Annotated in this window: 26 protein-coding genes and 6 pseudogenes; 13 read left to right on the top strand and 19 right to left on the bottom strand. The window is 46.8% G+C overall.

The features are described from left to right. Positions 1-203 precede the first annotated feature (203 nt). From ACMGGQ_RS23605 to ACMGGQ_RS23585, 5 genes are all read left to right on the top strand, one after another. Positions 204-1,028, top strand: coding sequence for a winged helix-turn-helix domain-containing protein (locus ACMGGQ_RS23605; RefSeq protein WP_420290660.1), 825 nt, complete (start codon positions 204-206; stop codon positions 1,026-1,028). After that, the gene (locus tag ACMGGQ_RS23600) at positions 1,012-1,500 is read left to right on the top strand and encodes a hypothetical protein (RefSeq protein ID WP_420290659.1); all 489 of its coding nucleotides are present in this window, start codon (positions 1,012-1,014) and stop codon (positions 1,498-1,500) included. Before ACMGGQ_RS23605 ends, ACMGGQ_RS23600 begins: the two co-directional genes overlap by 17 nt. 441 nt (positions 1,501-1,941) lie before the next feature. After that, complete coding sequence (locus ACMGGQ_RS23595; RefSeq protein ID WP_420290658.1) at positions 1,942-2,916, top strand: diguanylate cyclase domain-containing protein; 975 nt, start codon at positions 1,942-1,944, stop codon at positions 2,914-2,916. Between the two features lie 404 nt (positions 2,917-3,320). After that, positions 3,321-3,554: a hypothetical protein gene (locus ACMGGQ_RS23590; RefSeq protein WP_420290657.1), complete on the top strand. Its 234-nt coding sequence runs from the start codon at positions 3,321-3,323 to the stop codon at positions 3,552-3,554. 36 nt (positions 3,555-3,590) lie between these two features. Next, positions 3,591-4,265, top strand: a complete 675-nt coding sequence (locus ACMGGQ_RS23585) for an SOS response-associated peptidase (protein WP_420290656.1) — start codon at positions 3,591-3,593, stop codon at positions 4,263-4,265. A 51-nt stretch (positions 4,266-4,316) separates the two neighbouring features. Here the strand turns inward: ACMGGQ_RS23585 and ACMGGQ_RS23580 are convergent. After that, positions 4,317-4,518 (bottom strand): annotated as a pseudogene (locus tag ACMGGQ_RS23580) (cold shock domain-containing protein). A gap of 299 nt (positions 4,519-4,817) precedes the next feature. Between ACMGGQ_RS23580 and ACMGGQ_RS23575 the strand changes: the two are divergent. After that, positions 4,818-5,036 (top strand): cold shock domain-containing protein, encoded by a 219-nt coding sequence (locus ACMGGQ_RS23575; protein WP_042719078.1) that lies wholly within the window; start codon positions 4,818-4,820, stop codon positions 5,034-5,036. A 241-nt stretch (positions 5,037-5,277) separates the two neighbouring features. Here the strand turns inward: ACMGGQ_RS23575 and ACMGGQ_RS23570 are convergent, their stop codons facing one another. Further along, complete coding sequence (locus ACMGGQ_RS23570) at positions 5,278-5,442, bottom strand: YnfU family zinc-binding protein (RefSeq protein ID WP_420290655.1); 165 nt, start codon at positions 5,440-5,442, stop codon at positions 5,278-5,280. 148 nt (positions 5,443-5,590) lie between these two features. On the opposite strand from ACMGGQ_RS23570, the gene ACMGGQ_RS23565 reads away from it, so the two are divergent. Both ACMGGQ_RS23565 and ACMGGQ_RS23560 read left to right on the top strand, forming a co-directional pair. Next, positions 5,591-5,818, top strand: coding sequence for a hypothetical protein (locus ACMGGQ_RS23565; protein ID WP_420290654.1), 228 nt, complete (start codon positions 5,591-5,593; stop codon positions 5,816-5,818). Between the two features lie 172 nt (positions 5,819-5,990). Next, positions 5,991-6,329: a hypothetical protein gene (locus ACMGGQ_RS23560; RefSeq protein ID WP_420290653.1), complete on the top strand. Its 339-nt coding sequence runs from the start codon at positions 5,991-5,993 to the stop codon at positions 6,327-6,329. A gap of 375 nt (positions 6,330-6,704) precedes the next feature. Here ACMGGQ_RS23560 and ACMGGQ_RS23555 read toward each other — a convergent pair whose 3' ends face one another. From ACMGGQ_RS23555 to ACMGGQ_RS23505, 11 genes and pseudogenes are all read right to left on the bottom strand, one after another. Continuing rightward, a complete protein-coding gene (locus tag ACMGGQ_RS23555; RefSeq protein WP_420290652.1) occupies positions 6,705-7,973 on the bottom strand; it encodes a Y-family DNA polymerase in 1,269 nt (422 codons plus the stop codon). 2 nt (positions 7,974-7,975) lie between these two features. After that, the gene (locus ACMGGQ_RS23550) at positions 7,976-8,395 is read right to left on the bottom strand and encodes a translesion error-prone DNA polymerase V autoproteolytic subunit (RefSeq protein ID WP_420290651.1); all 420 of its coding nucleotides are present in this window, start codon (positions 8,393-8,395) and stop codon (positions 7,976-7,978) included. Positions 8,396-8,567: 172 nt separating this feature from the next. After that, positions 8,568-8,924: pseudogene (locus ACMGGQ_RS23545) on the bottom strand (recombinase family protein); the annotation flags it as partial. A 116-nt stretch (positions 8,925-9,040) separates the two neighbouring features. Then, positions 9,041-9,586 (bottom strand): annotated as a pseudogene (locus ACMGGQ_RS23540) (terminase small subunit); the annotation flags it as partial. A 451-nt stretch (positions 9,587-10,037) separates the two neighbouring features. Next, complete coding sequence (locus tag ACMGGQ_RS23535; RefSeq protein ID WP_248223303.1) at positions 10,038-10,451, bottom strand: Ivy family c-type lysozyme inhibitor; 414 nt, start codon at positions 10,449-10,451, stop codon at positions 10,038-10,040. A 328-nt stretch (positions 10,452-10,779) separates the two neighbouring features. Beyond that, positions 10,780-11,355, bottom strand: a pseudogene (locus ACMGGQ_RS23530) (hypothetical protein). 50 nt (positions 11,356-11,405) lie between these two features. Then, a pseudogene (locus ACMGGQ_RS23525) lies at positions 11,406-11,513 on the bottom strand (lysozyme); the annotation flags it as partial. A gap of 77 nt (positions 11,514-11,590) precedes the next feature. After that, positions 11,591-11,884, bottom strand: coding sequence for a hypothetical protein (locus tag ACMGGQ_RS23520; RefSeq protein ID WP_420290650.1), 294 nt, complete (start codon positions 11,882-11,884; stop codon positions 11,591-11,593). Between the two features lie 1,055 nt (positions 11,885-12,939). Next, on the bottom strand, positions 12,940-13,554 hold the full coding sequence (locus ACMGGQ_RS23515) for a histidine phosphatase family protein (protein WP_407859543.1): 615 nt from the start codon (positions 13,552-13,554) through the stop codon (positions 12,940-12,942). A gap of 204 nt (positions 13,555-13,758) precedes the next feature. Beyond that, a complete protein-coding gene (locus ACMGGQ_RS23510) occupies positions 13,759-14,361 on the bottom strand; it encodes a site-specific integrase (protein WP_420290649.1) in 603 nt (200 codons plus the stop codon). 69 nt (positions 14,362-14,430) lie between these two features. Beyond that, positions 14,431-15,339: a LysR substrate-binding domain-containing protein gene (locus ACMGGQ_RS23505; RefSeq protein WP_420290648.1), complete on the bottom strand. Its 909-nt coding sequence runs from the start codon at positions 15,337-15,339 to the stop codon at positions 14,431-14,433. A 165-nt stretch (positions 15,340-15,504) separates the two neighbouring features. Between ACMGGQ_RS23505 and ACMGGQ_RS23500 the strand changes: the two genes are divergently transcribed. Genes ACMGGQ_RS23500 through ACMGGQ_RS23490 form a run of 3 tightly spaced genes read left to right on the top strand, consistent with a single transcriptional unit; the run spans position 15,505 to position 17,222 of the window. Then, positions 15,505-16,038 carry a sugar ABC transporter gene (locus tag ACMGGQ_RS23500; RefSeq protein WP_420290647.1) on the top strand — a complete coding sequence of 178 codons (534 nt, stop codon included), beginning with the start codon at positions 15,505-15,507 and terminating at the stop codon, positions 16,036-16,038. Positions 16,039-16,042: 4 nt separating this feature from the next. Next, positions 16,043-16,369 carry a hypothetical protein gene (locus tag ACMGGQ_RS23495; RefSeq protein ID WP_420290646.1) on the top strand — a complete coding sequence of 109 codons (327 nt, stop codon included), beginning with the start codon at positions 16,043-16,045 and terminating at the stop codon, positions 16,367-16,369. Positions 16,370-16,382: 13 nt separating this feature from the next. Then, entirely contained in the window at positions 16,383-17,222 is an 840-nt protein-coding gene (locus ACMGGQ_RS23490; RefSeq protein ID WP_420290688.1) for an MBL fold metallo-hydrolase, read from the top strand. Between the two features lie 142 nt (positions 17,223-17,364). On the opposite strand, the gene ACMGGQ_RS23485 is transcribed toward ACMGGQ_RS23490, so the two are convergent. Both ACMGGQ_RS23485 and ACMGGQ_RS23480 read right to left on the bottom strand, forming a co-directional pair. Next, entirely contained in the window at positions 17,365-18,897 is a 1,533-nt protein-coding gene (locus tag ACMGGQ_RS23485; RefSeq protein WP_420290645.1) for an EAL domain-containing protein, read from the bottom strand. Between the two features lie 197 nt (positions 18,898-19,094). Beyond that, positions 19,095-19,399 (bottom strand): annotated as a pseudogene (locus ACMGGQ_RS23480) (hypothetical protein); the annotation flags it as partial. A 1,283-nt stretch (positions 19,400-20,682) separates the two neighbouring features. On the opposite strand from ACMGGQ_RS23480, the gene ACMGGQ_RS23475 reads away from it, so the two are divergent. After that, positions 20,683-20,901 (top strand): hypothetical protein, encoded by a 219-nt coding sequence (locus ACMGGQ_RS23475; protein WP_412730771.1) that lies wholly within the window; start codon positions 20,683-20,685, stop codon positions 20,899-20,901. Between the two features lie 441 nt (positions 20,902-21,342). Further along, a complete protein-coding gene (locus tag ACMGGQ_RS23470; protein ID WP_348556762.1) occupies positions 21,343-21,777 on the top strand; it encodes an SRPBCC family protein in 435 nt (144 codons plus the stop codon). Between the two features lie 65 nt (positions 21,778-21,842). On the opposite strand, the gene ACMGGQ_RS23465 is transcribed toward ACMGGQ_RS23470, so the two are convergent. The 4 genes from ACMGGQ_RS23465 to ACMGGQ_RS23450 all read right to left on the bottom strand — a co-directional run bounded on the left by ACMGGQ_RS23465 (position 21,843) and on the right by ACMGGQ_RS23450 (position 25,090). Continuing rightward, on the bottom strand, positions 21,843-22,586 hold the full coding sequence (locus ACMGGQ_RS23465) for an SDR family oxidoreductase (protein WP_248059275.1): 744 nt from the start codon (positions 22,584-22,586) through the stop codon (positions 21,843-21,845). Between the two features lie 57 nt (positions 22,587-22,643). Further along, positions 22,644-23,747 (bottom strand): alkene reductase, encoded by a 1,104-nt coding sequence (locus tag ACMGGQ_RS23460; protein ID WP_420290644.1) that lies wholly within the window; start codon positions 23,745-23,747, stop codon positions 22,644-22,646. Positions 23,748-23,802: 55 nt separating this feature from the next. Then, positions 23,803-24,384 carry a TetR/AcrR family transcriptional regulator gene (locus ACMGGQ_RS23455; RefSeq protein ID WP_420290643.1) on the bottom strand — a complete coding sequence of 194 codons (582 nt, stop codon included), beginning with the start codon at positions 24,382-24,384 and terminating at the stop codon, positions 23,803-23,805. A 64-nt stretch (positions 24,385-24,448) separates the two neighbouring features. Then, entirely contained in the window at positions 24,449-25,090 is a 642-nt protein-coding gene (locus ACMGGQ_RS23450; protein WP_420290642.1) for a TetR/AcrR family transcriptional regulator, read from the bottom strand. Between the last annotated feature and the right edge of the window lie 28 nt (positions 25,091-25,118).

Raw genomic sequence — 25,118 nt, 5'->3', positions numbered from 1 at the left:
ATTCCTGAAGCGACAACATGTATCGCCAAACAACCTAATTACAAGTAAAAAATCCAAATTAAACACCAAATACAGATAATGTAACTACATAAAGTGCACAGCAAGGGGATTGTGGTATCATTGGAAACGAGTCGGCAGTATAAGTTTTCACCGGAAGTCTTCATCTTCTGGCCCCTTTAACCATGAGGCACGGAGAGTCGGAAATGGTTTATTTGATTGATATGCGGATTAAGTACCGTACTGAAGACGGCGCGATGTGGCTTAAGGACGATGAGGGTTCACTTATCGTCCTGACGGTGATAATGAACAGACTGCTTTCGTACCTGATTGAACAGCGTACTCAGGTTGTACCACGTGATGACCTGCTCCTTAACGTATGGGATTTACATGGCCTGCACTCTTCAAATCATACGCTGAACAAATACATTTCCGAGCTCAGGAAACAGTTCCGAATCTTTGGTGTCAGCACAGAGTGTATATCTACTATCCCCAAAATAGGTTTTATGTTTAACGGTGATGTGGACGTACAGATTATTGAAGATGCACCACAGGACATCATTACTGCCTCAGCCCCCGAAAGCGATACAGTTGAAATTGTTGACAGCACTGTAGAAAAAACAAAAGGGCCCTTTCTTTCCGGTCGCATATTTATAACAGCAGCAATGGTCCTGTGTGTCCTCGCAACGGCAATTTATTTTATGCTTGCTGGCGTAGTGCCCTGGAAAAACGTACAGATACCGAAGAACGATATGTCGACGTATTTTCTCTTCGACTATGGCCAGTGCCCGGTATACACCACTCAGAATAATTCCCCGGCGCTGTCAGAACGTAAAAAAATGATCTTCACCGAACTGGTCAAGGAGGGGGGGATTTCATGTCTGAATGGCACGACCTTCCTGTACCAGGTTTCCGAGGCTTATCTTTACGGCCGCGAAGGCCGGGCATTTATCAGCCGATGTACCTTGAAGGACAATGAATACATTTCCTGTCTGAATTATTACTGGAGTGGTTATGAACGCAGGATTTAAAAAAAAATGGATAACCTTATTTATCTCAGGGCTGATAATCATAGCCGCTGGGTTGACGTGGCTTAAGCGTTCACAGAAACCCGGCCTGACAATAAACTGTTCAACCATTCTTCATTATGATCATGCTAATCCGGATTATATTTCCACGCTGGAGTTAACATTCAGGCTGGACAGTGATTTTGAAGGGCTGGTTGTGCTCTCCGGTAGTATCGGGACCGCAAGTGGCAAGCAGACGGTCTCACGTAACATTATGTTTGACTATGACATTAAGACGCCGGGAGAAATAGTTGTGAGCAACATGCGTCATATTAAAACAGCACGGGATAATGCAGATGATGAGATTATCGAAAAGAGTTTTTTCTTTGTTCCTGAAGGCACAGAACGCCAGTTACGATTAAGCTCTACAGCCAATGCCTGGCTTTTGGGGAATCCGCAGTCACCTTTTGCACTGTGTGTGAATAAAAAAAACTGAGCGGAGCGCGTTCCTGCCGCAGGCTTGACGCGGACGTCTGAGTCCGGGTCAGGATTTATCGTTCCGGATGCGGATTAACCAGGCTCCAGAAATCTGACGCCTTACTCGCAAATGGAACCCTGTTCATTTTATTACACATAAACTTTCTTTCTGTGCTTCCGCAGCGCTAATGCCCATTCAGCAATAAACACCCCCCTTTTGTGCTCGGGCTGCATTAGTTCCGCTTTTCTTCCCTCTGGATCCGAAAATTGGCAAACAGGATCTGTGAGCCTGCAGTCTTAATGCGTGATTGTACCTTCAGGAACCGAAATTCCGAATACTGAACGTCTGCCACGGACAGGAATGGCGATAGTCACCGGCTCAAGTGCTGTGAACTATACTCAGCCAGACTCAGGCACATACTTGCCTGTTTATAAAATTCTGAACAGTCCAGGAGAGCACATGCAGGCACCCGGTATTCCGGAGAATGAAGAACAGAGACTGAAGTCCCTGTATATTACCGGTCTTCTTGATACCCGTGATGATGAACGCTTTGAACGCCTGACGCGGCTGGCCCGCAAAGCCTTTCAGGTTCCGGTGGCCCTGATTAGCCTGCTGGATCGCGAGCGCCAGTGGCTCCTCGCCTGTCAGGGCGTCGGCGTGCGCGAAACCCCACGTGATATTTCGTTCTGCGGGCACGCCATTCTGCAGAGGGGGCCTTTTATCATTCACGATGCGGCTGCCGATGCCCGGTTTCACGATAATCCTCTGGTCACCGGTGAGCCCCACATCCGGTTCTACGCCGGCCAGCCGGTGAGCCTGCCGGACGGCACGGTGGCCGGCACGCTGTGCCTGATCCACACCTCTCCCCGTGACTTCTCGGATGAGGACATTGCGTCCCTCCGGGACCTGGCCTGTATCGTAGAGGACGAATTCGAGGCCATCAGCATGACCATGACGGACAGCCTCACGGGCATTCCCAACCGGCGCGGGTTTTACCGCGCCGGCGAAAAACTCTTTCGCGCGATGAACCGGCAGGATGCGTCGTTCAGCCTCATCTATTTCGATCTGGACAAATTTAAACCGGTGAACGATCTCTGGGGACACGCTGAGGGTGACGAGGTGCTGAAGGTCTTTGCCGGCTTTTTACATCAGCACCTCGAACCGGGCGAAATTGCAGGCCGCCTCGGCGGGGATGAGTTTGCCGCCCTTCTTCGGCGGGACGGTAACACCGTCTCTTTTCTGGACGCACTGAGTGCCAGTCTCGATCATTACAATGACACCTCGGGTAAGCCCTACAACATCAATTTCTCCTTTGGCGAACTGATCAATAACGCAGACCAGTATGCGACGCTGGCGGAGATGATCGGTAAATGTGACGAAGTGATGTACCTGAAGAAAAAACGAAAGATCTTGTCACAGAAAACAGAACCTTGACCCCTATTTCCCTGCTGACCCCGCTCCACGGACCCGCGGTTCAGCCGTACAGCAAAACACACCTTTTTTTGATTTCATGACGCATAATTCATTTTTAGTTGCTTCTTGAGCAATAATGCGTTCCCGATAGTAATTTGCATTAATTAGTGCTTTATCTGCATGTGCGGCATCTTTTTGACGAACTAAGTTGAAGTAAGTCAGTAGCTAGCTAAAACCAAAGCATTAGCGCAAGACGAGTCACTGCCTTATGAGGTTTTGAGTTGTTTTGAGCTGATTTTTTGCCCCAACTATGCCCCATCATCAAAATCTTGCGAGCGTTTTTCCATTATCCACTTCCGGACGTTTACCCTCCATCCAAATCCGTTCAAACTCTTTGCATCACTCCCAACTACAGCATCAGGACGATGAAACAGAAAACCTACCACTACATCAGAGGCAGCGATGTTGTTCGCGACGGAATGTTCCTTGAGCTCATAGAGGCGGATACCTCCCCGCAAAAGCAACTCGCTGAAGTTTTCTACTCGGAAGTAACACACGAGCTAACCCTGACCTATCAGGAACCCGACATCCCAATCTCAGTGATGAACGATTTCATGGATGCCGCATTGAAACTTCTGCCGCCGGAAAAAACGGGATAACACCTATACTTTCAGTCTGACTGACTGGAGGTTTCTATGTGTGGACGTTTTGCACAAGCCCAAACCCGCGAAGAATATCTGGCATACCTGGCCGATGAAGCCGATCGCGACATCGCATACGACCCGGAACCCATTGGACGTTACAACGTGGCACCAGGTACCAAAGTCCTGCTGTTGAGCGAACGCGACGAACAGCTGCATCTCGATCCGGTTCTCTGGTCCTACGCGCCCGGGTGGTGGGATAAGCCGCCACTGATTAACGCGCGCGTCGAGACGGCGGCTACGAGTCGCATGTTCAAACCGTTATGGCTGCATGGACGGGCGATTTGTTTCGCAGATGGGTGGTTCGAATGGAAGAAGGAAGGAGACAAGAAACAGCCCTACTTCATTCACCGTGCCGACGGCCAGCCAATATTTATGGCATCGATCGGCAGCACACCATTTGAGCGCGGCGATGAAGCAGAAGGTTTTCTCATCGTGACATCTGCAGCTGATAAAGGTTTGGTCGACATTCACGACCGCCGACCACTTGTTTTGTCACCAGAAGCGGCCCGGGAATGGATACGGCAGGACGTTGGAGGGAAAGAAGCGAAAGAGATTGCATCTGACGGCTCTGTACCAGCTGAGATGTTTATCTGGCATGCTGTGACCCGTGAAGTAGGAAGAGTAAAAAATCAGGGGAGAAAATTGATAGAACAAATAGATATATAATCTGATGTACTTTTGATGTGCACTTTATATTTGGTTCAACATTATCTTACTTTAAGAAATAAATATATTTGCAGCCATCGAACCACTAAGCTCATTTATACGATAAAATTCAACACGAACGCCAGGTTTTAACGTTTGGCTTTCATTATTACTCAATGCAGAAATATGTAAAAAAAACATCTTTTCTGCCATCTGATGGGATAATCAATCCCTTTCCGCTCTTGAAGTCAAAACTTTTGACAATTCCTGTCATTTTACGAGAAAAATATTTTCCTAATGGCAATCCAGATTGAACTATACAGGATTGGTTAATAATAGCTAATCCTATTTTAACGGCCTTCTGGAAGGCTAAAATAAAATTTGCTTAATCATTCAACACGTGCCTTAATGGTTTGACTGATTCGTTGCGATGATGAATCTAACTTTTCCAAAAGCCGTTCTCATAACCAGGTGTTATCTCTGATACCTCCTCCTCTTGAGTCCATACGTATACCCTAATACGTTTCTTATCATGAGCTTGCTTGTCAGTTTAAATATTCATACGGAGTTTGTATGTCATCTAAAATCATAGGTCTTGTTAAGTGGTTTAACGAAGATAAGGGGTTTGGTTTTATCTCCCCACTCGATGGAAGTAAAGATGTTCTTGTTCACACTTCTTCCCTGCTGGGAGAAACATTTAATACTCTATTTGAAGGACAAAAAGTCAAATTCGCTATCATAGCTGGAACTAAAGGTCCAATCGCTGCCAATGTAACACTTTGCGATAGATAATTTTTAGATGGTTTACTTAAGCCAGCATGACTTTATCAGTGGAAGGTGATTGCTCGGTTACGCACATCATTACAACAGGCCAGCATATTTACTTACTATCAAGTTTGCTGACCGATGTGATGAAATGCAGGACTGCTGCATGAACAGTCTCAAAGCAGAAGCTAACTGCTTATAAAATATTAAAGTGCGTAAGAGGTTAGGCAGCCTCTAAAAGCATCACTTCTTATTTTTTATTAATTTTTTAGAAGCGCTGGGAAGATTTGAATAAAGCACAGCAGTACGGGCACACCAATTGAGCCCCCTTTTGTACACGATTGTAACTATGTTCGGAATCTTTTGAGCATTTTGGACAAAGACATTTTACTAAATAATTTCGGCGGAATTGAGTGTTTTTACGTGCAGACATAGACTTCTCCAGTTCAAATGGACCGTTACAGTACACGTTAAGGCAGTATAATGCTTGTTTTAATTTCGAAAGAGGCAAAAAAAATGGACAAAAAGAACCCTTTCGAACACCTGCAGGGGCTAAAAACCCTCAAAGTACATGGTGATATATGAAAAAAGTAATCATTTTTTTTAATGGTAAGCCAGGTAAAGTTATCACTGTGCTTAAAGGTGTGACATCAATACGCGAAGAATATCCTAATGGAGAAGTGATAAACCTTCAGATAATGTCAGCAGGTTTACCCTCTTTAACAGGTGACCATGAAGTGGCCCATGTGGCATCAGATCGAGAGCTTACCTCTCAGGAAATATTAGATGCTGCGCAGAAGTATCTTTGACGTTAGGGATTCAACACCGACATTCATGAAATCATTATTATAACTACGTTTAATTATTATAGCCTGCTTAACGCAGGCTTTTTTTACCCCCACACAAACATTTATAATTAAGACATATACATCCAACACCATGGCAATATGACTTTATTGCTGAAGCAACCATAAGGCTTCCATGAAAATCCTACATTACACAGTATTAATAGTAATTGAAGCACGAGCCTCAGATAATAATATCAACCCTCTTCTCTTGGGTCTCTTGCATGACCGGAACTATTCAAGTAAGTCAAACCGAGGTGTCAAACTTCCATCCCATGCATTCATTGGTTCAGAGGGTCAGGCAGTTTTAGAGTGGGAGTCTGAAAAAGATGGAGCAGAAAAACTAAAAAAAAGACTCTACCAGATGCTGCATGGAATTACACGTTTAGAAGAATCTCCCACAGCAATTTTTCTAATGATTTGCCCAGAAGACAAAACCTTAACCTTTGTTTCAAGACTTAAAGTCAAAAAATGAACATCGATATTTTAACCTTCGCCATCTGAAAATACTTTGACCGTGCAAACTGCGAAAAAAATCATGAGGCACATCAGTAATTATTGTATCATTTGCTAAGCATTGCTGTTACATTCGGTTTAATGATGAATCCTCCTCAGCGGCAGGGCTAATTAACCTGATGATTTGTATATCAAGCGACTCATCGTGAATTTCTGAAGCAGCGAGTCACGAGTGGTTAGTTCAATGACTCACCGGGAGGCACCCGGCATCATATCCATAAGCCCCTGTATAATTGCAGGGGCTTATTTACATTACAAAAGCATAGTAGTAGACATATTACTGTTAATACTCATACCCGATAATTAGATTCGAATGAATAGACCGTTTAAAGAATCATCTAACTTTTATTAGGTCTGAATACCTCGTAGTATATCGTGGAGATAACATATCCCGTTTCATCTGCCACTGTTGCTGTATGCCCTGCCCTGCAAAATAGAGCGTTCCTTTCCCGCCTTTTGCGTTCAGGTGATCGAGCACTTCCATCAACCTTTCACTGTCGGCCCGCGGCGCGTTCTCGTCAAACAGATTAAGCTGGGCCACACCTTGACTGAAGAAGTCCCCGAGCATAATACCGGCTTTCTGGTACCGGTGACCATTCTTCCAGATTTTATCCAGGCACTTTACCGCAGCGTTGATAATATCGCGGGAATCCTGAGTGGGGGTAAGAAGTTTCATAGATGCACTGTTACCGTAATACGGCTCATTTAGGGCAAAGGGTGATGTCTTCACGAACGCCGAGATAAAACGGCAATACTGGTGCTCACCACGCAGTTTTTCAGCACCCCGCGCTGCATAGGAGCAAATGGCCTGCCTCATTTGTTCGTAATCAGTGACGCGTTCACCGAATGACCGGCTGCAGACGATTTCCTGCTTTGCAGGCGCAAATTCCTCCAGATCGAGACAGGGCTCACCGCGCAGTTCTCGGACGGTTCGCTCCAGGACGACATTGAAGTGCTTTCGAATAATCCACGTACTCTGCTCAGAGAGGTCCAGAGCCGTTTTAATGCCCATGGCGTTTAGCTTCTTGCTGATACGCCTACCGACGCCCCATACGTCCTCTACCGGCACGATAGCCAGTAATCGGCGCTGGCGATCGATATTGGACAGGTCCACTACCCCGCCGGTCTGCCGCTGCCATTTCTTTGCAGCGTGGTTGGCCAGCTTCGCCAGTGTCTTTGTCTGGGCAATCCCGACTCCGACAGTAAGGTGCGTACGCTTCAGAACTGTAGCGCGGATCTCTTTGCCGAACTCAGTCAGGTCCCGGCAGTTGCGAACACCGGTCAGGTCGCAAAAAGCTTCGTCGATACTGTAAATTTCGACACGAGGGCTCATTTCCTCAAGCGTCGTCATCACACGGTTCGACATGTCTGCATAGAGCTCATAGTTGCTGCTGAAGCAAACAACACCAGCGCGCCGGAACAACTCTTTTTGCTTGAAAAACGGCTCCCCCATGGTAATTCCAGCGGCCTTGGCCTCGGGGCTGCGCGCGATTACACAGCCATCATTATTCGAGAGCACGACCACCGGCCGCCCCCTCAGATCAGGTCTAAACACCGTCTCGCATGATGCGTAGAACGAATTCACATCACAGAGTGCAAACATGCTCAGTTCGCAGATTTCACGATAAAAGTCACGACACCGAACACATCAAGCGTGTCCTCGCTGCCGACAATTATCGGCGAGTAAGCGCTGTTCATCGGTATGAGCTGGACTGTCGGGCGTAGCTGCAGGCGCTTAACTGTAAACTCCCCTTCTACCGCGGCGATAACGATATCTCCATGCTCAGCTGTGCGCGAACTGTCCACAACCAGCAGGTCACCGTCACTGATCCCTGCTTCTATCATTGAGTCGCCAGCGGCCTTAACGAAATACGTTGAACTTGGGTGAGCGACAAGTAACTCATTAAGATCAATGCGCTGTTCAACGTAATCAGCTGCAGGGCTTGGGAAACCACACTGCACTAAGTCACTGAAAAGCGGAAGAGTAATAATTTCTCGCAGTTCTGCAGGCCTGGTGAACTCCATAATGCACACCTCGAATACTGTTTTTATATACAGTAGTTTTATTTACCAGGGTACGCAAGACACCGGATACGCTGTGACTGTTTAAAGCTTCGCCGTTTCGTTTGTAAGTTTCTCTCTCACTTCAGATTATGGTTATTGTAAATTTTCCGGCTGAACGTTCATGTGAACAAAATTAAGCCTGTTTAGAAGGAGGGAACTTTTTATACAGTGTGCAGACAGCCACATCGTAAATGATCGCCACCTGCTTCCTTTCAACCCCATCAGCAATGAGCCTCCCGGCCTGTGCCCATTGTTCGGCTGTTAACTTCGGACGCCTGCCGCCAATTCGCACCTTTTCCCTCGCAGCCGCCAAACCTGACCGGGTGCGTTCAACTATCAACTCCCTGTCCATTTCTGCGAGAGCAGACATAATATGAAAAATGAAACGCCCCATCGGACTTAAGGTATCGATGCTGTCAGTGAGGCTCTTGAAGTGAATACCGCGCTTTCGAAGCTCGTCCACCAGCAGCACCTGATTTCGCATGCTACCGGTGCACAGGGAGCACCGGCAGACTCCTGTCATTTCTTCAGAACTGACCACACGATTAACTATACCCAGAACATCAACAATCTGAATGAACCTGGCTTGTTTCCGCAGATGATTAACTTCTCTACCGCCGTTACCCCCCCGAGCCACTGGTAGTGATGACCGAAGCCCCAGCAGTAACGACACGCGCCGCGACGATACTGCGAAAGCTGGTTTGCATCGAAGGTGGCTAGCTGCCACATCTGTTCGAGTACCTCATCGGCACTGCCAAGCGTGCGCGCAATGGACGCTTTTTGCTGCTGCGCAATAGCCTGCGCAACGTTAGGATTCGCTATAAGCTGACGACCGTAGTTTGGGTCACTATAACCAGCACGCGCAGCGGCGGCTGTGGCGTTATTGTCCTTCAGGTATTCAGCAATAAAGCGCTTTACCTTCGCGCTTAGCTTTATGTCCACCAGCTCATCTGCGCTTTTATCTTTCTGCGCAGTGCGCACTATCTTTCGCGGGTAAATTTTTGTATTTTGCGCAGCAGTTTTCTTGATATAGCGGCGAGCAGTTACATAATTAAGATTATGCGCCTCGCACCATTCCTTAGGGGATATGCCAGTAGCAGCGTGATCAGACAGGAACCGCTTCTGCAGCTCGCCCCAGTCCGGCTTAGCCATTGTTACCTCTAAACTGAATGAACTTTAGACGTCACTCACAGCTTCAGTATTTGAAGCAATGAAGTATTTTTCTCAAAGAAATCTTGAAATGAGGATTTAAGCTTATGAAATATGTATAACTACGATGACGTACAGAAAATCAAGACCAATCTCGAGTGGATAGTGCATCAAACCTCCGCCGAGTCTCATTTTCGCACTGAGCATGACCAATTAGTGATTTCCGATCTAATGGAACTCATCCAGACATATGAAACTCTTCTGGACCTCGTAAGTAAATTTGGTGCTTCTGTCTTAAACTCGGAAATCATAGCGGGACTATCAATAACAGAGGAGTTCATTGCTAAAGTTAAGCGAAATGAGGGTGCGATGTGAGCAACCAACACACTGAATGGCGATTGATTTGTATTTTGAAGCTTCAAACTAGTGGATTACAGTTTGAAGCTTGGGTTATTTAATTGCCGTACAGCCGATTGAAAAGCGCATTTTTCATCGCATCAGAATCAATCGGATCCACGTTTAACCAGGTCAATGTCTCACGATTCTTTTCTGCATTGAAATCAGAAAAAACACCATGGATATCACCGCTATCAGGTGAGTAGAGAACAGCAATATTCTGTTCTGGGCAACTGTGTGGTTTACACCCTGACAGGGCAATATACTTTTTGCCTGCAACTGTAACTTCGGTTGATGGCGTGCTCGTGCCACCATTTTTTACCCATGCAGGTAGTTTGTTTTTACTAATCAACTGAGAGTAGCTTTTAGAGGTGCTTTTTGCACTGGCGAAGTCAGAAAGATACTGCCCCTCGTTGGCAAGAGCACTGAACGAAACCAAAGCCATAGCAGCGATAATCACTTTACCTTTCATGTTAATCCTCATTCCATAAAGACACATCAACTCTATACCTTTGCAGTCGCTATGTCAGCCCTATGGATAATCAGAACATTTGATGTTTCTGCCCAGCCCAAATGATCAGGTAAGGATTATCCTAATCGCTACCGCTTATGCTTGTTGATTACTAGCTATTTGCCAGGCTGTTTAGGACTCTGATGAGGAGTTTGCCACTCCAGGGAAGCATCTATAAAAAGAGCAAGTGAAACTGAGACTCTGGTAGCCCTCCATGCGGGGGCTTTTTTTCAATGCTGTGCCACGCTTGTTAAATATTGAGTCTTTTCTACAATTTAATAGTGCTTTGCTATGTCAGGTAAAGCCGTCGTTCAGGAATACCCGTGTGCTCAAGGACGAGCCATCCCTGGTAATTTCTTTCCAGCTCGATCTGCCTTATGCCAGCGAAATTATTGTTGCCCTTCTCAATTACGGCCAGTAGCGGCATTATCCACGAGACCGCCTGACAGTACGTCATTGATCTGGCAGCAGCGGCACGATCATCGGCTGTGTCAGGTCTGTTGGTATCGGTGTGCAAGGCGCTGGCACGTAAACGGTGCGCGTATTCGAGCAACCCGCCAGCGATATCAGCAGAAACAGGCAGATCACAGGTTTTTTCACGGCGAAGAATCTCACGGTATTCGATTATGGTTTCTTCTGTACTGGTGTCGATCAGGGAGATAAGTCTGTTGGCATGTTCTGCAACCTGATTGAACCGATTAAAATTGAATGCCTGAGTAGCGATTAACTGCTCCTGCAGAGCATTGTCACTGCGAAGAACTTCGTTATCACTCTATAGGACATTGGCGTCTGAGCAACTTTTACCGAGTGCAGCTGATAGACCAGCATTAACCACAACCACGATTGGTAAAAGATTAAATTTCACTGGTCTATCCCCCAGCACGCCAACGCACTTTCCTGGTCTCGCCGCTCTACCTAACCGTAGCATCCATTCTTCTGGCCTTTAGTCATGCGGCAATCGCGACCACCGTCTTTAATCCACCAGCGAATTGCCTCGCATGCCCCGTGGCGGTCACCTGAATTATCGAGAATGACGGATGCCGGTGCACCAGCCAGTACGAGGCCCAGAACTGCTGTACTCGACTTTGCTCTGGATCCCATCACTCACCTTCCATTTGTAAGGCCTCAACGACCACGCTTGCAGCAGCTGGACGCTCGTTTAGGGATTTATCACCAACGCCTTTCAGGTAGTCATTGACCATTTTTGTTCGCTTCTCATCCTCTCTACGCCTGCGGTTTGCATCTACCCGCCCGTTAATGTAGGAGATAAGCAGACCAGCAGCGCCAAAGAACATGGACACCAGATCCTGAGTGGTAAATTCAATGGCTGACGCCAGAGCTGCTACCCACGCGAAGAACTGCGTGAAGATGTTCCCTGAATCATTCAATTTCATGGTCTCTCACCTCGCTAAGTGCGAGTGCTGTAGCTAGAAATAAAAAAGGCTGCCAAACGGCAGCCTGATGATGATAGATACTCTCCGGCGCTTCTTTCTTATTAGGAAAGCCATAGATTAAACAATCCTTAAGGAGAGTCATTTATACAAAAAATAATTAACTATCCACATAGTTTAAAAATGTTATTATTTACATTAAGTCATGGCTTTAGCTTTTGTGGATAAAAGAAAGACAAACGGGCAGAAGATGGAATTATTATTGCGGAGAGGAGTGATGTCGTTCTCCGCGCTTTTTTATCTCAAACGAGCTTGTATTGTTTCGAGGATCGTTTTGCTAAAACACATACTGAGGATTAGCACCCTTTCATAGCCCTGAGAACACTTACAAAACACAAAGGAAAAAAAAGCCTGCTCGGAAAAGCAGGCATAAATAGCTAAGTTGACAATAACTGAGGGAGTGGTGCCGGGTGCCTCCCGGTGGAAATGATCACAGCATTCATTTCCGCGCGCTGGTTAGACACTCTGGAGAAATGTCCTGCTGAACCGCCCCTCCGCTTAGGGAGATCCACCACAAAAAAGCTTTCAGAAACATCCATTCCGAAGGATGCTTAAGAAGCATATGTGCAGTATTGAGAATCTGCCACGTACTCGTTTGCTAACCAGATGGGACACACAAATTCCCAGATAGTTTTCAACGTCTATGGTAAATGGATGTCGGAACAAAACGGAGGCCGGGTAGCTCTGCTGAACAAAAATTTTGACTTCAATGCCCCACAGATGCCCCACAATAAAGTGGCCGGAATATTATTGAGTTATATTACATCCACTTATTCACATGTTAGTGTTTTATCATCACCAGTCTCACTTCTCCTCCGCCAGAATCCGTAAAATAACCAAGTCGGATCCCCACATAAAAGCCGGTTAAGCAAAAAGGTGAATGCGATTTTGGCGAGGCCTAATAGGAGGGATTACTGCAAGGGGGTATCGTCATTTATGAGCGAGGAGCGGACATCGTGTTACGGTAAGATCGCTGAACTCAAATGGCCACTAGAAACCTATCGTTCAAGTAGGTGTGTGGCAATTCCCCATCTGAGCGCAATGCATTTTCCATCAAAAAAATCTAAAACGGAGTAACTTGCATTGGGGTGAGCATATCGGGAAAAGTTATCGATAGTCCCTTCTTTAAGTATTGCCAGCACTCCCTGACTGACATGCCCATGCGAGACGATACATACGCACTGATGTTCTTTGGTGCCTTGCAGGTTTTGTAAGAAACTTATTACGCGTTGAGTTGCCTGTGCTAATGACTCTCCCTCTGGCGGACAATACTCTGCATCAAGTTTGAATAACGCATTTGCATCGTTCGGATGGTGTTGCAGGAACTGTGCCGTTGACATGCCTTCAAACTGACCAAATGCCTGTTCTTTAAGGGCGGTTTCAGCTACCAATGAGCAACCAAAGCACTCAGACAGGCTCTGTCCCATTTGCCAGGTACGACCAAGTGGAGAAGCGTAAACACGTTCAATCTGGTAATCACTTGCGGCAAATGCTGCCAGTAAGGCTGATGTTTGGCGCTCCCCCCGGTGGGTCAACGTACTATCGCTCTGCCCCTGAATAACGCCTCTCACATTCCACTCTGTTTCTGCGTGTCGAACAAGAATCACTTTCATCGTTATTGGACCATGCATGTTGTTGATTTAAATGTCCTGGAACAAACATACCAGCCTGCTGCAGCGGAATACTATCTGTTCATGATGAAAAACAGGAACAAGTGTAGCTGAAGGCGAACCGGGATGGCCTATCTTACGAGGGATGCATCGAACGTAAATAATGTCCGCTCTTGGCACAGGGCTGCTGTTGCAGCCCTGACAACCTTAGACTTCAATCGATTCAGAGATCTCTAACGCATCATCGACTTCAATGCCCAGATAACGGACTGTGCTTTCCAGTTTCTTATGGCCTAATAGAAGTTGAATCACCCGGAGATTCTTGGTTTTCTTGTAGATCAGATAAGGTTTTGTTCTTCTCATGGAATGTGTGCTGTAAAGCGAATCTTCGAGACCAAGCTTTTCTATCCACCCATGAAAGATTCGGTTGTATTGCCGGGTTGATATGTGCTGGTTAGTTCCGACTCGAGACCGGAACAAGAAGTCTTTGCTATGCAAATTGCCAAGCTTTATCAATGCAGCAACAGCTTCTCTTGTTCCTTTAGTTATCTCAAATTGCACAGGGCTACCGGTTTTCTGTTGCAACACCGTTGCTCTGCTTGAAACCAAGCTACCATATGCGACATCAGATACTTTGAGTTTGACCAGATCACAGCCTCGAAGCTTACTGTCCAGGGCCATATTGAACAGAGCTAAATCGCGCGTTTTACCTTCCAGTTCAAGCCGGATTCGGATCCCCCAGATATGAGATATCTGAAGTGGTCTTTTTTGGCCGATGATACGGTCTTTGTTCCACGGTGACATGTTCATACTCAAATCTCCTGCAATGTGGGAGATTTGAGTATGGTTGTCCCTTATTAGCGAGAAACAGACGTAATGTCATCGTTCGGCATTAAAGCTGATGGGCATATTCATTTCAGCAAGCAACCAGCATTCAAAACTTTCCAGCGCAGCCTCATTGATTCCCGTTTCCGTCGGTTTTACTAAACAGAATTTTTTACTCAGGCAGTCTGAGGCGGGCCATGGCGAAACAAGCATACCGCAACTTAATTCGTTCTCGACATACATACGCGGAACCAATGCTACGCCGTGTCCTGCGATGACGGCAGCGATAGCCATTTCATGAAGATCGTACCGCACACCCTGAGCCGGATTATCGAGGTGTATTCCACTTTCCCGGGCATAGTGATGCCATGCATCAGGATTCTGTCGACGGTGAATGCGCGGAAGTTCGTTTAACTGTCTATTGACATCAATATTAGTTAACAGTGCGGGATTGCAAACAGGAAGCAGATTTTCCTGAAACAGAAACTGCATACGCATGCCTGCCCATGCGGAATGTTCAAAATGAATGACCGCGTCAAAGCCACTGCCTGGCAATATGAACGGATCCGTTCTCGCCGCAATATTTAACGTTATATCCGGGAACAAAGAGTTAAACCCGCTCAGGCGGGGAATGAGCCAACGGCAGGAGAAGGTCGGCAGGACAGCAATATCCAGACTTTTACTGCCCTCAGGCATTCCCATTATGTACTGCGTATCTCTTTCGAGCCGATCGAGCGTTTCACGTACGTGATGTGCATAGCGCGCGCCAACAGGGTTAAGCTTTACCCGGCTTCCCATACGGTCAAACAATTTACAGTTCAGCAACGTTTCAAGACGCGCAATCTGACGGCTAATCGCCCCTTCCGTTAAGGATAACTCCTCTGCGGCACGAGCAAAATTGCCGTGCCTTGCGGCGGCATCAAAAGCCTGCAGGGACGCACTACTGGGTATTTTTCTGCGCATAAAACCTGTTCCTTGCTCAATGCCTGCAATGTGCTCTCATTGATTTAATGTCACTAACCAGTGACATATTATCGTTTTTAAGCGGCACATACAGTCTGTAGCATGACATAAAATCATTGAGCAAATCTGTTTGCTTGCGTTTATGACTCATAGAGAGATGGGCTTATGTTCTATACCGTGGAATGCTCGTATAACGATCCTGAAAGCGAGGCAGAATGGAATGCCTTTTACAGCCAGCAAAAACTGCCCGCATTGATATCTGTTGCTGGCTTCACGACTTCTCAACGCTTTCGCGCCTTAACATCCGGCTGTCCTGTTTACCTGGCCATTCATACGATTAATGATGCGGAGATTCTCAGCAGTGAGGATTATCGTTTAAAAGGGGGCGGTAATTTCTCTCATTGGCAGGTCTACATTACGGACTGGCATCGTAACCTCTATGAAGGCCAGGGCCTTGCTACACCCATCTCTTTCGATAACATTCTGCTATTGAGCGCAAAGCCAATAGACTTTTTAGAGACAGAACAGGGATATCAGGGGCTGGAAATGCATGCAGTGGGGCTGGATAAATCCCCTGACTATCGCGTTGCATATGTCTTGCCTGTTGAGATGGTCCCGCTGTTTACAGAGGTATCTGGAGTGTATCTCTACGAACCTCTGACACCTCAGTTGCAGAGCCCTGATAAAGGGAAGCCATAACATCATGCCTAATCTGACTTTTTATATTTCTGAAAATCACTCTGACAAGTTTAAAAATCTTGGTGATTTTACCTATAAATGCAGCGCCCTCTGCTGTGACATCCTTGATGCAGAGCCCAAAAACGTTCATATCGTTTTTGTCGATGTTAAGCCGGGATGCGGGCACCCGGTCTATGCCGAGCTCTTTTATCGTCTGACAACATTGCGAACCCATGAAGTCATGGAAAACTTTATGCTTGAACTGGAATTTGTCACTCATCAGGCCTCTGGTCTGACGACCCGTATTCGCTGTTTTGGCTATCCAGCAGAACACCTGTTCGCCCGCAACTAACCTCGAGGAAATGATGAGCCATCCCTTTCCGTTCTGCCAGATTGGCGATTTTCAAATAACTGCGCTGAGTGACGGCAATATGACGGCGAGTCTGGATTTGCTGTCAGGCATTGAAAAAGCTGATGCGGACGTTATTCAATGCCGTGCCGGAGTCAGTGAGCCCGGCGATATCCATATAAACTGTTATCTTATCCGCGGTCTGGGTCGGATCATTTTGGTTGACGCTGGCACAGGCCCGTTGAACAACATGGCAGGACAACTCAACGCGAACCTTGCTGCTGCGGGTGTAAGCCCTGACGACGTCGATACTGTTTTATTGACGCACTGCCATCCGGATCATATTGGAGGCCTGCTGGATTCTGAGAAACAGCCTGTTTTCAAACATGCTGAAATTTTTCTTCATCCTCTCGAAGCGAGACACTGGCAGGATGATAAAAAACTCAGCATCGCAAATGAGCGCGGACAACGTAATTTTTGGCTGGTCCGCCAAACCTTAGACGCTTATGCCCGTAAGGTGCGTTTTTTTAACGGCGACAAAATAGCAGAAGGTATTATGCCGGTATGGCTACCGGGTCATACGCCTGGGCATACCGGTTTTCGCATCGATGCGGATGATAAATGCTTATTAATATGGGGAGACATTGTCCATTATCCGCATATTCAGTCAGCGCAACCGGCTGTTTCTATTTTATTCGACACTGATGCCGCTCAGGCTGAGGAAACAAGAAAGAAAATTATGAGAAAAGCCGCCAGCGAAAAAATGATCATTGCCGGCATGCATTTAAGTCAGGCTGGGTTTGCCAGTGTTCTCAGGGAAGGCAGTGGCTACCGCATTTCATACTCTGAAAAATGATTGGGTAGGCCCGGCCGGGTTGTTATTCATTTTCATTGTTCAAGGTCAATAGTGTCCGTTTATGGCACGAAGCGGACAAGGCAGTTGAGTTGAAGGTCGGCAATGAGCGAGGAGCGGACGTTTCTTGTGAACATCCAACTGTTCATTCAACCTTCACTCTCACTTTAGGTTTAGATAACAAAATCATTATTAATTCAGAAAAAGGAACTGGCTTAAAGAAATAATATCCCTGCATAAATAAGATATTGTTCCTGATTAGATAGTCAAGCTGCTCTTGCGTTTCTACACCTTCTGCAACAATGCTTATTGAAAGTTTTCGCGCAAGGTCAAGGACAGAATCCAGTATGAGAGTCGAGTCCTCATGCTCATTAACCCGACTTACAAAAGTTTGATCAATTTTGATGTAATCAATATTGAGATCCTGTAGGTAGGAGAGCCCTGAGTAGCCGGTTCCAAAATCATCAAGTGCAATGGAAAAACCATTTGCATGCAGTTCATTCAGGGTTTGAGCAAGTTTTTCATCGATATTCAGGGGCTCACGCTCGGTTACCTCAATGACAAGTTTCAAATCGTGCCGACTGAAACAATTCTTATATTTCAAACACTCTTCCACAAATGTGGGCGCTGCGATATGAGAAGGGTTGTAGTTAATCCCAACATGGAATCCTTCTGGTATTTTACTGGCAACGGCGTTCAAATTAGACACTACTTGGGCCATAAGGCTTTGCGTTAACGGTACTATCAACCCTGATTTTTCCGCCAGAGGAATAAATGAAGCAGGAGAAATATACCCTCCGTTCGGATTCTTCCATCTGGCCAACACTTCAACACCACGAAGTGTGCCATCTTTGCCATTTACGATAGGCTGATAAAAAGGGACGATATCCCCCTTGGAAATGGCCCGACCAAGCGCTTCTTCAGGGAGAGTAGTTTTAGTAAGATATTTATTAAGGATGTAGGCGGCGAGACAGGACATCAGCAGTAAAAACAGCAGTATCCCCCCAGCCTGACTGATCATATTCTGCAGGTTCTGCATGCTGAAAAACGCAACGTAGTTGTAATCAATACTGAAGGGATATTCTGAGTCCCTAACGTGTGCAGAAAGATGTTGCGTTTCGTTTACCTTAGTGACATCACCGGACATACCTATTACGTTATTCCCTACCCTTAGGGCGTATCCTAGGCCTTTTAATGGGATATCCAGCGCATCCCTGATATGACTATCGCTTACTGTGACTATGATACGGCTGTCAGCGTATTTGGTCTGAACGAGAAGAACAGGAAGACCGTCAACTGTACTGCTGGAAGGCACAAGTAACAGTTGGGAATTCGGCAATGCGTTAATGTTAACCAGTAGTACGCGATTTCCCGGTAGGGATGAACACCAGACTGCTCCCCTCCTGACTATAATGATAGTTCTGAGATGGGGGAGGAGTGCTGCTAAAGTACCAAGCTGATATTGCTCTTCCGGGCCACAGCCTTTTTCGGCAATACCCATCGCCGTCCGGTTAGCAAGGCGGGCTTCATTCAGAATCACTGTCATATTGTTTGATACATACCTTGCCCCAGCAAGACCGTCTGCGCGAGTGGTGTACCAGACCTGTGTATTAAGAATGAATAACCCCAGGATAAACATTGCCACGGCTACGGCGATGGGAAGAATTGCATTGCGCATTTACGTATCCTGGGATGTCTGATTAGACTACTATGGAGCATCGAAGTGCCCAATTCTGTAATTACAAAAAGCATGGTTGATAAGATAAAAATTAACCATGACAAACATAGAAATATTTTGCACAAAGCGAGCACTTTTCCTGAGACTTCGTTTTCAGATACAGGGATGTGATGCTACCCTGATCGCCTTAGAAATCTTTACTTCCGCTTATGGCGCAAGGTTGCTGTTATAGCCCTGACAATCTTATACTCCATCGACTCAGATATCTCTAACGCATCATCGACTTCAATGCCCAGATAGCGGACTGTGCGTTCCAGTTTGTTATGGCCAAACAGAAGATGGATCCCCTTGAGATTCTTGCTTTTCTTGTATCTCAGTTAAGATTTTGTTCTCCTCACGGAATCAGTGCCTTACAGCGTGTCATCAAGACCAAGCGTTGCTGCCCATCCATGATAATGCGATTGTATTGTCGGGATGAGATATGTTGGTAAGAACTGGCCCGCTATTGGAACATAAAGTCTTAGCTGTGCAGAAAATAGCCTCCCCTTTAATTGATTTTAAAAATTAATAGTTTTCTTGTTATTGTTTTATATATAACACAAAAGAATTACTAGATTGTTAATCATGGCTCGTCGTGTATATTGTATAAAGAAGATAAAGAATATTATCGATGTGAAATTCTTGACGGGATATTCGATGTCGATTATCCCGTTTTTTTTTGAAAAAAATCCTCTAGATTTTTGTATAAAAAAATCGAACAACTGCTTAAGGAAAAATGTTCTTTTATAAAGATACGTTAAGATGTGGTGCCGGGTGCCTCCCGATGTATCTTTACCAGTCCTGAGATACGCGAGCATATTGCATTTTGACTGGTTCGCCCCGCCGCTGAGGGGGATTCACCACTTGATAAAGTTAGAATAAGATCATGTTTTCGTCAATATGCAATTCTTCGAGAGTTAATGGACGCATTTAATATTTTTTGTCATCTAACGGTCGTTTGATTTAAAGAAATAACCATCTGCAGATGAGTGTAGAGGTTGCATGAATTTCCGATTTTATTGCAAAAAAAGAATTCTAATATTTCTTTTAAAATTCACACACTAACTTTTTGAGTGCGTGCAAAAAAAACCGTGTGCTTAACACGGTTTCTGAAAATCAGAAAAGGTTGCTTTACCATTCATGTGCTTCATAAGAAGCTTATTCATTATAAGCTACAATCAAAAAGTATGCTGAATTTTTATAATAAATGTAAGTACCGATATCTTTTCTTTTCCCCTCTTAGTAGGCAGCAAGATTGCAGTTAGCCTCAACGAAAGATTATTTGTATTATAGAACAATCGCTTGCTATCTTTTTTGGTGACATCAACGATGTAAGCACAACTCGATAAGGGTTTCGTTCAACTTTAGCGGGCAACAAAAACCATTCACTGCTTTTGAGTTTTTCCCGTATCGATTTTGAATTGTTTGATATTAATCCTCCGCTGCGACCTGCTCTCCGTTAACTAGCAAGGACTTACATTAGGAACGTCTGCTCATGGCACAAAGCTGACATCCCAACCTGTATCAGATCATTAAAATTGCCATAAGTTAAGCTAGTAACTCTCTGGTATGACGTATCGCTTGCGCATCAGGCTGGGCAACCAAATTTGATGTTCGCTGAAAGCTGGTTGATCCTAGGCTAAGCGCTTCATGCTAAATTTTAGGCGAAGGAATAACAGACGTCCTGTCCATTGCGTGTTATAACCGAGGTTGAAAACCGGCACACTGGCGGTTGAGAGGCATCGCATGAAATTTCAAATCACAAGAGCAATTGGCCTCAGTAAGCTTTCTCCACGTTGGGTTAAGGTTATCTGCTTACGGCTAATTAAAAATGATATTGAACGCTCTCTCAACGCTCTTCTGGTCAAAATTGATGAATCTGAACTCTCTACGGAGCAACTTAAAGCGTTTAGGGAATGCGTTGAAAGAATTAATCTGGCACGGGGTAAGGGAATGCAGGCGTGAGCACTTTTAATTAAGCATTTTTCGATGTTGCTTTGGTAATGATGGCTTTTATCCAAAAAATTTGGCAGGCGAATCGTAGTCTAAGCGTTTGATAAAAGGTAAGCCCAAACCGTATATGCGCGGCGCGTTTGCTGCGCAAGTTTCGCGGACAGGCTGGCACCAGCGGAGCTATCGAAAGCCACATATGAACCAATAAAGGCTGATGGAAGCGCATAGAGATGAAACTGTCCGCTATGAGCGAAAAGCGGAAGTAGTGTTGTAGATAGTTATCAGGTCTGAGTTAATTAATTATCAGTAAATCAGCGTTTGTGAGTACTCAAAGTATCTGGCTGAGAGACAATCCAGTTGACTTATTATGTATCGATCACTAAAAATATAAACACATTACATAGTGACCGATACAAAAAGATTTGTGGTCGTAATCAAATTGAAGAGAGAATCATGGAAAGCACTGTCGCATCGCTGGTTATACCGCGCAATATTGAAGAAGTCTGGGAAATTATTGAAAAGTTTCACGCTCTGTCAGCATGGCATCCTGCCGTAGTCAGCAGTGAGTTCGAAGAGGGTTGCACAGAAGATGTGGTAGGAGCCGTTCGCCGCGTAACCCTTGGAAACGGAGCCACGGGAACCGAAAAGTTAATCCGTAAAGACAGCAAAGCATATCTGCTGACCTATTCCTTTGAAACAGCACCTCTGCCTGTTGAAAATTATCTCTCCACCATTCAACTGCTGCCAACCTGCACTCCGGGACACACGCATGTTGTCTGGTCAGCCTCTTTTAACTGCAAACCGGACTTATGCAGCGAGATGCGCAGGGTGCTGGAAAATGATGTTTATCTGGCTGGAATTAAAGCCTTGCAGACCGCGTCGGTCTGATGACGATAGGCTGACGACTTTTATTTCAGAGATGAAGTGGCAGCCAGCCGGCTGCCATTGTTGATTTACCAGTTCTGCTTAGTAGGGGACACGATGAGATCGTTAACGGTCACGTTTCTGGGCTGGTTGAGTGCATAGACCACCGCATTTGCCACATCCTGCGGGCTGATAGCAATTTTTGTCAGCTCCTGCGCCACCTTACGCCCTTCCGGATCGCTCACTTTATCAGCCCATCCTGTGTTAATTACGCCAGGACTGATGGTATTGACCCGGATGCCTTTATTCACGCCCAGGTCTTTACGCATTGATTCTGTCATGGCGTGAACAAAGAATTTGGTCGAACTATACACACCCGCGCCGGCGTCAACCTGGTGGCCTGCCACAGAAGCCATGTTCAGGATCTGGCCGTCACTTTTGCTGAGCATAACCGGGAGTACGGACGCAATGGCGTTCAGATAGCCCTTGATGTTGACGTCGACCATCTTGTTCCAGTCGTCCCACGCGATGTCACTCCAGGCTGAAAAGAGCATCAGCCCGGCGTTGTTAATCAGGATATCAACGGTACCGAAGGTATCGGTAGCATGCTTTATCAGCGCCTGTGTATCTTCAAGACGAGTCACATCCGTCACCAGACCGGAAGCATGGCCACCGGCTGACTCAATATCCTTTACCAGCTTATCGAGACCGGTCTGATCAAGTGCCGCGGCTACGATATTCACACCATGACGTGCAAGTTCCAGCGCGGTCGCGGCACCAATGCCCGATGACGCACCAGTAATTACCGCGGTTTTGTTCTGCAGATGATTCATATTCTTATCCTTTGGGATGAGGTACAGGCGGCGGGCAGATCCCGCCGGTTGTATTTATCAGTAATTCGCTTCCGGCCAGTCGGTGTAACCTTTCGCGCCGCCACCGTAGTAGGCTTCCTTAGGCGCGATGGTCAGCTCGGCGCCATAACGCAGACGCTTAACCAGATCCGGATTGGAAATAAACAGGCGGCCAAAGGCAACGGCATCGATGACCCCTGCATTACGGCGGCTGATCGCCATTTCGAGGTCATAGTTGTTGTTACCGATGAACGGACCGCTGAACTGCGCACTCAGCGCATCCATATCCACGTCGGCAGGCACGTCACGCGACGTTGCAGTGGCACCCTCAACGAAGTGCAGGTATGCCAGATTAAAACGGTTAAGTTGCTGGATGAGATAGCCATACATCGCCATCACGTTGCTGTCCGGCGGCGTGTTGCCTGCGTCAGGAGTTACCGGTGACAGGCGGATGCCTACGCGGTCATTGCCCCAGATGTTGACGATCGCTTCAGTGACTTCCAGCGTCAGGCGCGCGCGGTTTTCTACAGAGCCGCCGTAGGCGTCGGTACGATGATTGGTTGAGTCGCGCAGGAACTGATCGAGCAGATAGCTGTTTGCAGAGTGCACTTCCACGCCGTCAAAACCTGCGCGCAGGGCGTTTTCTGCGGCACGCTTATACTGCTCAATAATGCCCGGGATCTCGTCGGTTTCGAGCGCGCGTGGCGTCGATACCGGTACGAAGCCATTGACGGTATAGGTCTGGCCTTCGGCCTTGATTGCGGAGGGGGCGACAGGACGCTCGCCGTTGGGCTGCAGTTCAACGCTTGAAAAACGGCCTACATGCCAGAGCTGACAGACGATTTTACCGCCTTCTGCGTGAACGGCATCGGTGACCTTTTTCCAGCCTGCGACCTGCTCTTCACTCCAGATACCCGGCGTTGCCGCATATCCGCGGCCCTGAGCTGAGATATTTGTCGCTTCTGAAATAATCAGTCCAGCGCTGGCGCGCTGAGCGTAGTATGTTGCATGTAACTCATTTGGTACACCATCTTCACCATAGCGGCTACGGGTGACAGGCGCCATAACGATACGATTAGCCAGCTGAAGTTTCCCCATAGTCACAGGGGAAAAGAGATCGGTACGGTTACTGTTGTCAGTCATGATTACTCCTAAATAGTTGACCGGTCGTCTAGTAAATTGGCAGAAAAAAATGCGGCTACGCGAGCAGCCGCTTTGTTGCACTCATTGCTTTGTCGAACGCCTGTTCAGGCGTATGAATTTTTGCCATCAGGGATGCGCCCAGCCACAGCTGGTAAAGCTCTTCTGCAAGAGCCTCTGAATCCACACCTGATGGCAGGGAGCCATCCTCCTGCCCCTGTTGTATGCACGCCGTGATCCTAAGGATAATCTCATGGGTTCCGTTTGCCAGGACGCTTCGCATTTTGTCGTACTGGTCGCAGACTTCTGCCCCGAGTTTGACGACAAGGCACTTGCTTTCCGGCAGATCTGCTCCCTGTGTGGCCTTCCAAAACGTAAAGTAGCGCAGCAGCCGCTCTCTTGCGGGTTGGCTGCCGCACAACTGCTCTTCAACCTGAACGAGATAATGAGTGAAGTAATGTTCCAGCAAAGCTTCAGCAAACTCTTCCTTGGACTGGAAGTAGTAATAGAAGGATCCTTTAGGAATGCCAGCGGCTTTGACAATCTCAGCAAGGCCGACGGCGCTATAACCTTTATGGGTGATAAGCGTTCGGGCAACATCAATGATGTGCTGACGCACGTTAGCCGTTTGTTTTTTCATAGTCCGTATAGCTTAGCTATAAAACTGACCGGTCGTCTAGTGTTACAGTTCGCATTTTGTGCGGTCACTGTTTTCTGCAAGGCAGCAGACGCGACGCATACTGGCCGGTTGCTCTGAGGCTTTCCAGTGTGGCGCCATCTTTCGCCTCGATCGACATCCCCTCCAGAAGCGTATTCAGCGCGGTGGCCAGCGCGGCGGTGCCGGTACCTGCAGGTAACTGCTCTTCATGTACAGCCCTGCGCAGTCGCTTTTCAAACAGGTCTTTTCCTTCCTGCCTGAGTATGCTTACCGCCTCCACAACGTCAGCAGACTCCTGAGAGACGTTGATGGCCGCAAGGACCACCATGCAGCCACAAGGTGCGGAAGGCGAAAGCAGAATATCAGCCGCTTCGCTGAAGAACTTATCAATCGCCCGCGTGATATCTGGCTCTTCTTCAAGCCGCTCCCAGGTTGCCTTCCAGTAGACCCTCTCGTAATAGCTCACGGCCTCCAGGAAAAGTTTTGCCTTGTTACCGAAGGCGGAATAAAGGCTGGGCGGATTGATTTCCATCGCAGCGCAAAGCTCGGCTACCGATGCTGGCTCAAACCCTTTACGCCAGAAAATGTCCAGCGCCCTGAGCAGGGCCCAGTCACGATCAAAGCTGCGCGGCCGGCCTTTTGGCTTCTCGCCAGTGGCACCTGCGTTTTTCGTCTTCATGTCGGGCATAAAATCATTCTCTTGACATATTACATAG

Origin of the sequence: Enterobacter sp. BNK-13 (assembly GCF_048685015.1) — a bacterium.
Classification (GTDB): domain Bacteria; phylum Pseudomonadota; class Gammaproteobacteria; order Enterobacterales; family Enterobacteriaceae; genus Enterobacter; species Enterobacter quasiroggenkampii.
Note: the sequence above shows the minus strand (reverse complement) of the source record. Positions and strands in the feature narration are given on the sequence as shown.

Coding starts and splice junctions, on each gene's coding strand:
- ACMGGQ_RS23590 (WP_420290657.1), top strand. CDS start 3,321: ATGAAACAGAAAACCTACCACTACATCAGAGGCAGCGATGTTGTTCGC.
- ACMGGQ_RS23475 (WP_412730771.1), top strand. CDS start 20,683: ATGAAATTTCAAATCACAAGAGCAATTGGCCTCAGTAAGCTTTCTCCA.
- ACMGGQ_RS23510 (WP_420290649.1), bottom strand. CDS start 14,361: ATGAACATGTCACCGTGGAACAAAGACCGTATCATCGGCCAAAAAAGA.
- ACMGGQ_RS23455 (WP_420290643.1), bottom strand. CDS start 24,384: ATGAAAAAACAAACGGCTAACGTGCGTCAGCACATCATTGATGTTGCC.
- ACMGGQ_RS23470 (WP_348556762.1), top strand. CDS start 21,343: ATGGAAAGCACTGTCGCATCGCTGGTTATACCGCGCAATATTGAAGAA.
- ACMGGQ_RS23570 (WP_420290655.1), bottom strand. CDS start 5,442: ATGTCTGCACGTAAAAACACTCAATTCCGCCGAAATTATTTAGTAAAA.
- ACMGGQ_RS23575 (WP_042719078.1), top strand. CDS start 4,818: ATGTCATCTAAAATCATAGGTCTTGTTAAGTGGTTTAACGAAGATAAG.
- ACMGGQ_RS23565 (WP_420290654.1), top strand. CDS start 5,591: ATGAAAAAAGTAATCATTTTTTTTAATGGTAAGCCAGGTAAAGTTATC.
- ACMGGQ_RS23560 (WP_420290653.1), top strand. CDS start 5,991: ATGAAAATCCTACATTACACAGTATTAATAGTAATTGAAGCACGAGCC.
- ACMGGQ_RS23505 (WP_420290648.1), bottom strand. CDS start 15,339: ATGCGCAGAAAAATACCCAGTAGTGCGTCCCTGCAGGCTTTTGATGCC.
- ACMGGQ_RS23595 (WP_420290658.1), top strand. CDS start 1,942: ATGCAGGCACCCGGTATTCCGGAGAATGAAGAACAGAGACTGAAGTCC.
- ACMGGQ_RS23535 (WP_248223303.1), bottom strand. CDS start 10,451: ATGAAAGGTAAAGTGATTATCGCTGCTATGGCTTTGGTTTCGTTCAGT.
- ACMGGQ_RS23555 (WP_420290652.1), bottom strand. CDS start 7,973: ATGTTTGCACTCTGTGATGTGAATTCGTTCTACGCATCATGCGAGACG.
- ACMGGQ_RS23600 (WP_420290659.1), top strand. CDS start 1,012: ATGAACGCAGGATTTAAAAAAAAATGGATAACCTTATTTATCTCAGGG.
- ACMGGQ_RS23450 (WP_420290642.1), bottom strand. CDS start 25,090: ATGCCCGACATGAAGACGAAAAACGCAGGTGCCACTGGCGAGAAGCCA.
- ACMGGQ_RS23495 (WP_420290646.1), top strand. CDS start 16,043: ATGCCTAATCTGACTTTTTATATTTCTGAAAATCACTCTGACAAGTTT.
- ACMGGQ_RS23490 (WP_420290688.1), top strand. CDS start 16,383: ATGAGCCATCCCTTTCCGTTCTGCCAGATTGGCGATTTTCAAATAACT.
- ACMGGQ_RS23500 (WP_420290647.1), top strand. CDS start 15,505: ATGTTCTATACCGTGGAATGCTCGTATAACGATCCTGAAAGCGAGGCA.
- ACMGGQ_RS23585 (WP_420290656.1), top strand. CDS start 3,591: ATGTGTGGACGTTTTGCACAAGCCCAAACCCGCGAAGAATATCTGGCA.
- ACMGGQ_RS23460 (WP_420290644.1), bottom strand. CDS start 23,747: ATGACTGACAACAGTAACCGTACCGATCTCTTTTCCCCTGTGACTATG.
- ACMGGQ_RS23465 (WP_248059275.1), bottom strand. CDS start 22,586: ATGAATCATCTGCAGAACAAAACCGCGGTAATTACTGGTGCGTCATCG.
- ACMGGQ_RS23550 (WP_420290651.1), bottom strand. CDS start 8,395: ATGGAGTTCACCAGGCCTGCAGAACTGCGAGAAATTATTACTCTTCCG.
- ACMGGQ_RS23485 (WP_420290645.1), bottom strand. CDS start 18,897: ATGCGCAATGCAATTCTTCCCATCGCCGTAGCCGTGGCAATGTTTATC.
- ACMGGQ_RS23520 (WP_420290650.1), bottom strand. CDS start 11,884: ATGAAATTGAATGATTCAGGGAACATCTTCACGCAGTTCTTCGCGTGG.
- ACMGGQ_RS23605 (WP_420290660.1), top strand. CDS start 204: ATGGTTTATTTGATTGATATGCGGATTAAGTACCGTACTGAAGACGGC.
- ACMGGQ_RS23515 (WP_407859543.1), bottom strand. CDS start 13,554: ATGAAAGTGATTCTTGTTCGACACGCAGAAACAGAGTGGAATGTGAGA.